Source organism: Mycobacterium sp. WUMAC-067 (genome assembly GCF_020217485.1).
Lineage (GTDB): Bacteria > Actinomycetota > Actinomycetes > Mycobacteriales > Mycobacteriaceae > Mycobacterium.
Genome location: NZ_JAEKMI010000015.1, coordinates 127,362 through 133,837 on the forward strand (window position 1 = coordinate 127,362; position 6,476 = coordinate 133,837).

The window sequence follows — 6,476 nt, forward strand, 5'->3', positions numbered from 1 at the left end:
CCTGAAGGACGTGCCTGCCCCAATAGCGATATTTCGCAATCAACGCCATTGATGCAGGTCACTGCTGCGAATTCAGGGGCATCGGGGCCCTCCGCACACCAATCATTCGATGGCGCCAAGAGCCTTCCAGGTCACACCAGGAACTTTCCCCAAACCGCCGACGGGCAGTGTTGCCCTCCACTATGGTTTGGAGCTGTTCCACTCATGTCCACTATGTATCTGGAGAATTGTGAGCATCAATCCATTCGACGACGACAACGGCAGCTTTTTCGTCCTGGTGAACGACGAAGAGCAACACAGCTTGTGGCCGGCCTTCGCCGATGTTCCAGCGGGCTGGCGAGTGGTACACGGGGAAGCCGATCGAGCTGCGTGTTTGGAATACATCGAGCAGCATTGGCCCGACATCAGGCCGAAGAGCCTGCGGGACAAGCTCGCAACGGGTCGGGGTTTTGACCAGTAGCCAGCCGGGGTATGGGGCGGGTGGTGGAGACTTGGGGGAGTCGATGGCGAGGGATGATCGGACGCTGCCATTAACACGCGGGCAGCTTGATATCTGGCTATCCCAAGAAGCAGGCTTCGCCGGCACCCAGTGGCAGCTCGGTCTCCTGGTCAAAATCGACGGCCCCGTCCATCGGGACGCCTTCCAGCAGGCACTCACCCAAGCCGTCAGCGAGGCCGAACCGGGCAGGGTCTCGTTCTTCGAGGTCGACGGCCAAGTCGTCCAGAAGCCGATCGACTACCCCCACGTCGAACTCGAGTTTCACGACCTGACGAGCGCGGCGGATCCGGTGCAGGAAGCCCGCGAAATGTCTTCCTCCATCCAGCGCACGCCGATGCCGTTGAACGGCCAAATGTTCAAATTCGTGCTATTTCAAACTGGGCACGAGGAATTCTATTTGTTTGGTTGCTGCCACCACATTGCCATCGACGGTCTGGGCATGGCCTTGGTGTGCCGCCGGGTGGCGACTATCTATTCCGCGATGGTGGCGGGAAAACCAATTCCCGACGCCTACTTCGGTTCGGCGCAGGACCTGGTCGACCTCGAGTCCGAGTACGAGGCTTCCGAGGACTACCTCCAAGACAAGGCCTACTGGAGCGAGCACCTTCCGCCGGAGAGCGGACCCGTCGATCGGCTGCCCGACACCGCGGGCGAGCAGGACCACTACTCGCCGTCCGCGTCGGTCCAGTTGGACCCGTCCGTCGCCAACCGGATCAAGGAGCTGTCCAAAAAGCTGGCCATCCGCCGGTTTTCGGTCACCACCGCCGCTTGCGCCCTGCTGGTGCGCGGATGGTCGGGCAGCGGCTCGGAGGTGGCGCTCGACTTCCCGGTCAGCCGGCGCGTGCGCCCGGAGTCGAAGACGCTTCCCGCGATGCTGGCCGGTGTCGTGCCGCTGGTGCTGGCGACGGAGCCGACAACGACGGTCGCCGACTTCTGCAAGCACGTGGACAAGCGGATCCGCGAACTGCTGCAGCACCAGCGCTTCCCGGTGCACACCCTCGAGGGCGACGGGCTGCGCCAGGCGCCGAACCGCGTCGGCATCAACTTCATCCCGTCCCGGCTGACCCTGGACCTGGCCGGCTCCCCGGCGACGGCGTCGTACACGAACCACGGCCCGGTCGGGCACTTCGGCCTGTTCTTCCTCGGCGCCGGAGACCAGCTCTTCCTCAGCACCGCGGGCCCCGGTCAACCGTTCGCAAGCTTCGGCGTCGCCGACCTGGCGGGCCGGCTGCAGCAGATCCTGGCGGCCATGACCGCCGACCCGGAGCGGCCGCTGTCGTCGATCGACCTGCTGACCCCCGACGAGCCTGCGCTCATCGACCAGTGGAGCAACCGGCCGGCGTTGGCCGAGCCCGCGCCCGCCCCGGTGTCGATCCCGGCCGCGTTCGCCGAACACGTGCAGGCCGCGCCCGACGCGCTAGCCGTGACCTTCGGCGACCACTCGCTGACCTACGCGGAGCTCGACGAGGCGTCGAACCGGTTGGGGCACTTGCTCGCCGGCCACGGCGTGGGCCCCGGCGACTGCGTGGCGGTGATGTTCCCCCGCTGCGCGGACGCCATCGTCTCGATGCTCGCGGTGCTCAAGACCGGGGCGGCCTACGTGCCGATCGACCCCGCGCATGCGTCGTCGCGGATGGACTTCGTCCTCACCGACGCTGCACCCAGCGCGGTGATCACCACGGCGGACCTGCGCCCGCGACTGGACGGCCATGACGTTTTCGTCGTCGATGTGCACGATCCCGAGATAGACGCCCAACCCGACACCGCGCTGCCGAACCCGGCCCCCGAGAACGTCGCCTACATCATCTACACGTCCGGAACCACCGGAACCCCCAAGGGCGTGGCGATCCCGCATCTCAACGTCACGTGGCTGACCGAGTCGCTCGACGCCGCCCTGCCGCCCGGAAATGTCTGGACGCAAAGCCATTCCTCGTCCTTCGACTTCTCGGTGTGGGAGATCTTCGGCGCGCTGCTGCGGGGCAGGCGGCTGCTGGTGGTGCCCGAATCGGTGGCGTCCTCCCCGCAGGACTTCCACGACCTGCTGGTCGCGGAGAAAGTCAGCGTCCTGACCCAGACCCCGTCGGCGGTGGCGATGCTGCCGGCCGAGGACCTGGAGTCCACGGCGTTGGTGGTGGCAGGCGAGGCCTGCCCGACCGACGTCGTCGACCGGTGGGCGGCGCCCGGGCGGGTGATGATCGATGCCTACGGCCCGACCGAAACCACGGTCTGCGCGTCGATCAGCACACCGCTGACGCCGGGCTCCCCGGTGGTGCCGATCGGCTCCCCGATAGCCGGGGCGGCGATGTTCGTGCTCGACAAGTGGCTGCAGCCCGTGCCCGCCGGCGTGGTCGGCGAGTTGTACCTGGCGGGTCGGGGCGTCGGGCACGGCTACGTGCGCCGGGCCGGCCTGACGGCCTCGCGGTTTGTGGCCAACCCCTTCGGCGGGCCGGGGGCACGCATGTACCGCACCGGTGACCTGGTGTGCTGGGGTCCCGACGGGCAGCTGCAGTACCTGGGCCGCGTCGACGAGCAGGTCAAGATCCGCGGCTACCGCATCGAACTCGGCGAGATCCAAGCGGTTTTGGCCGGCCTCGACGGAGTGGACCAGGCCGCCGTGGTCGCCCGCGAGGACCGCCCCGGCGACAAGCGCCTCGTCGGCTACATCACCGGCACCGCCGACCCCGCGGCGCTGCGCGCCCAGCTGGCCGAAAAGCTTCCGCCCTACATGGTGCCGACCGCGGTGATGGTGCTCGACGCCCTGCCGTTGACCGGCAACGGGAAACTCGACAAGCGCGCCCTGCCGTCGCCGGAATACACCGCGAGCGAGTACCGCGCTCCGGCCGACGCGATCGAGGAGATCCTGGCCGACATCTACGCCCAGGTGCTCGGGGTGGAGCGCGTCGGTGTGGACGACTCGTTCTTCGACCTGGGCGGCGACAGCATCCTGTCGATGCAGGTGGTGTCCCGGGCCCGGGCGGCCGGCGTGATCTGCCGCCCGCGGGATGTCTTCGTCGAGCAGACGGTGGCCCGGCTGGCGCGGGTGTCCGAGGTGGCCGTCGACGGCGAGCTCGGCGCGGCCGACGAGGGGATCGGCCCGGTGGTGGCCACCCCGATCATGCGGTGGCTGCAGACCATCGACGGCCCGATCGACGAGTTCAACCAGGCCATGGTGTTGGCGGCGCCCGCCGGGGTGAGCGCCGACGACGTGGCGGTGGTGCTGCAGGCCTTGCTGGATCGCCATCCCATGCTGCGGCTGCGCGTGCAGGACGACGGCTCCGGCGGCTGGTCGCTCGAGGCGCCCGAGGCCGGCTCGGTGCAGGCCGGCGACTGCCTGCGCACGGTCGACGCGCTCTCCGACGCGGAGCTCGTCGAGGCCCGCTCCCGGCTCAACGTGGCCGACGGGATCATGCTGAGCGCGGTATGGGCAAGTGCGACAAACCAATTGGCGTTGATTATCCACCACCTGGCCGTCGACGGTGTGTCGTGGCGGACCCTGATCGAGGACCTCAACATCGCCTGGGTCCAGCATCACAACGCCCAACCGGTGGCGTTGCAGGCGCCCGGAACCTCGTTCGCCCGGTGGTCGTCGCTGCTGGCCGAGCACGCGAAGGATCCGGCGGTCCTCGAGCAGGCCGACGCGTGGCGGGAGGTCGCCGCCACCCCGGCGGCGTTGCCGGCCCCCGGGGCGGAGGACACCTACGCGAACGCCGGACAATTGTCGGCGTCGCTCGACGTCGAGACGACCCGCCTGCTGCTGGGGGAGGTGCCCGCGGCGTTCCACGCCGGCGTGCAGGACATCCTGTTGATCGCGTTCGGCCTGGCGTTCACGGAGTTCCTGGGGTCCGTGGGGACCGTGACGCCGATCGGCATCGACATCGAAGGCCACGGGCGCAACGAAGAGATAGCCTCCCGCGTGGATCTATCCCGCACCGTCGGCTGGTTCACCACCAAATACCCTGCGGCACTGTCGATTACCGGCCGGCTGAACTGGTCGAAGGTGGCGGCGGGGGACGCCGCGCTGGGCGCGGTGATCAAGGACGCCAAGGAACAACTGCGCTCCCTGCCCGACGGCCTCACCTACGGGCTGTTGCGCTACCTGAACAGCGAGGTCGGCCTGCAGGGCTCCGACCCCGTGATCGGGTTCAACTACCTGGGCCGATTGGCCGCGGGGGCAGACCTCTCCGAGGACCTGTGGCGCGTCAGCGAGGACAGCCTGTCGTCGGCCGCCGTGGCAACGGCGGTGGCGATGCCGTTGGCGCACACGGTGGAACTCAACGCCGGCACCATGGACACCGAGGCCGGCCCGCTCCTGCACGCCAACTGGAGGTGGGCGACCTCGGCGCTGACCGACGAGCAAGTAAATCGGTTGAGCCAGTTGTGGTTTGAGGCCCTGAACGGCATCTGCGCGCACGTGCGGGCCGGCGGCGGCGGCTTGACCCCGTCCGACATCGCGCCCGCCCGGCTGGACCAGAAGCAGATCGACGAGCTGTGCCGCCAGCACCAGGTCGCCGACGTGCTGCCGCTGAGCCCCGTGCAGCAGGGGTTGTTGTTCCACACCAGCTTCGCGGCCGAGCTCGAAGACCTCTACGCGGTGCAGCTCGGCATCACCGTGAGCGGCAGCCTGGACGCGAAGCGGCTGCGCGAGGCCGTGCAGACCGCCGTCAACCGCCACCCCAACCTGGTGGCCCGCTTCTTCGACGAATTCGGCGAGCCGGTGCAGATCATCCCGGCCGAGCCCGAAATGGCTTGGCGCTACGTCGAATTGGACGGCGGCACCGACCGAGTCGACCAGCAGCTCGAGGAGTTGGCCGCCGAGGAACGCACCGCCGTGTGCGACCTGGCCGGCCAACCCGCCTTCCGGGCCGCGTTGATCCGCATCGCCGACGACCGGCACCGGCTGCTGTTCACCATCCACCACATCGTGATCGACGGCTGGTCGCTGCCGGTCCTGCTGCGCGAGGTGTTCGCCGGCTACTACGGGCAGCGGCTGCCCGCGCCGCCGTCGTACCGCAGCTACCTGATGTGGTTGGCCGCCCAGGATCACGGCGCCGCGCAAGCCGCGTGGCGCGAGGCGCTGGCCGGATTCGAGGCGCCCACCCTGGTGGCCCCGCCGGGCAAGATCGGGCGGCGCGCCGTTGCCACCTATACAGTTTCGGCCGACACCACGCGCGCCCTCGGGGAGCTGGCCCGCTCCAGCCGCACCACCATCAGCACCGTCCTGCAGGGCGCGTGGGCGCAGCTGCTGACCTGGATGACCGGACAGCACGACGTCGCCTTCGGCACCGCGGTGTCGGGCCGGCCCACCGAGTTGGCCGGCGCGGATGCCATGGTCGGGTTGCTGATCAACACCGTGCCGGTCCGGGCGAACGTCGCCGCCGCGACCACCGTCGTCGACCTGCTCGAGCAGCTGCAACGCGCCCACGCCGACACCCTCGAGCATGAACACTTGGCGCTCAACGAGATTCACCGCGTCACCGGGCACGACCAGCTGTTCGACACGCTGTTCCTCTACGAGAACTACCCGATCGACGCGGGCGCGCTGCTGGGTGTCCAGGAGCTGGCCGTCACCGAGTTCAGCAGCCGCGAATTCAACCACTACCCGCTGTCCGTGGTCGCGACGCCGGGTCACGAACTGAGCCTGCGCGTCGAGTACGACACGGAGGTCTTCGAGGCGACCGCCATCGAGACGTTGATCGAGCGGCTGCGCCACGTGATGGCGGCCATGACCGCCGATCCCGCGCAACGGCTTTCGTCGATCGATCTGCTCGACCCAGCCGAGCACGAACGGCTCGACGAGTGGGGAAACCGGGCCGTGCTGGCCCAGCGGCCCACCGGGCAGGAGTCGATTCCGGCGCTGTTCGCCGCGCAGGTCGCCCGCGCCGCCGACGCGGTCGCGATCACCTGCGGCGAGCGCTCGTTCACCTACCGCGAGGTCGAAGAGACGGCAAACCGGTTGGCGCACTTGCTCGTTGGGCAA

Annotated in this window: 2 protein-coding genes; both read left to right on the top strand. The window is 68.7% G+C overall.

Annotated features, from left to right (window positions below; all coding sequences use genetic code 11):
- Positions 1–229 precede the first annotated feature (229 nt).
- A complete protein-coding gene (locus JF781_RS13335; RefSeq protein WP_003877688.1) occupies positions 230–460 on the top strand; it encodes an MbtH family protein in 231 nt (76 codons plus the stop codon).
- A 43-nt stretch (positions 461–503) separates the two neighbouring features.
- Positions 504–6,476, top strand: a 5,973-nt coding sequence (locus tag JF781_RS13340; protein WP_225341175.1) for a non-ribosomal peptide synthetase, incomplete at its 3' end; no start/stop codon positions are given.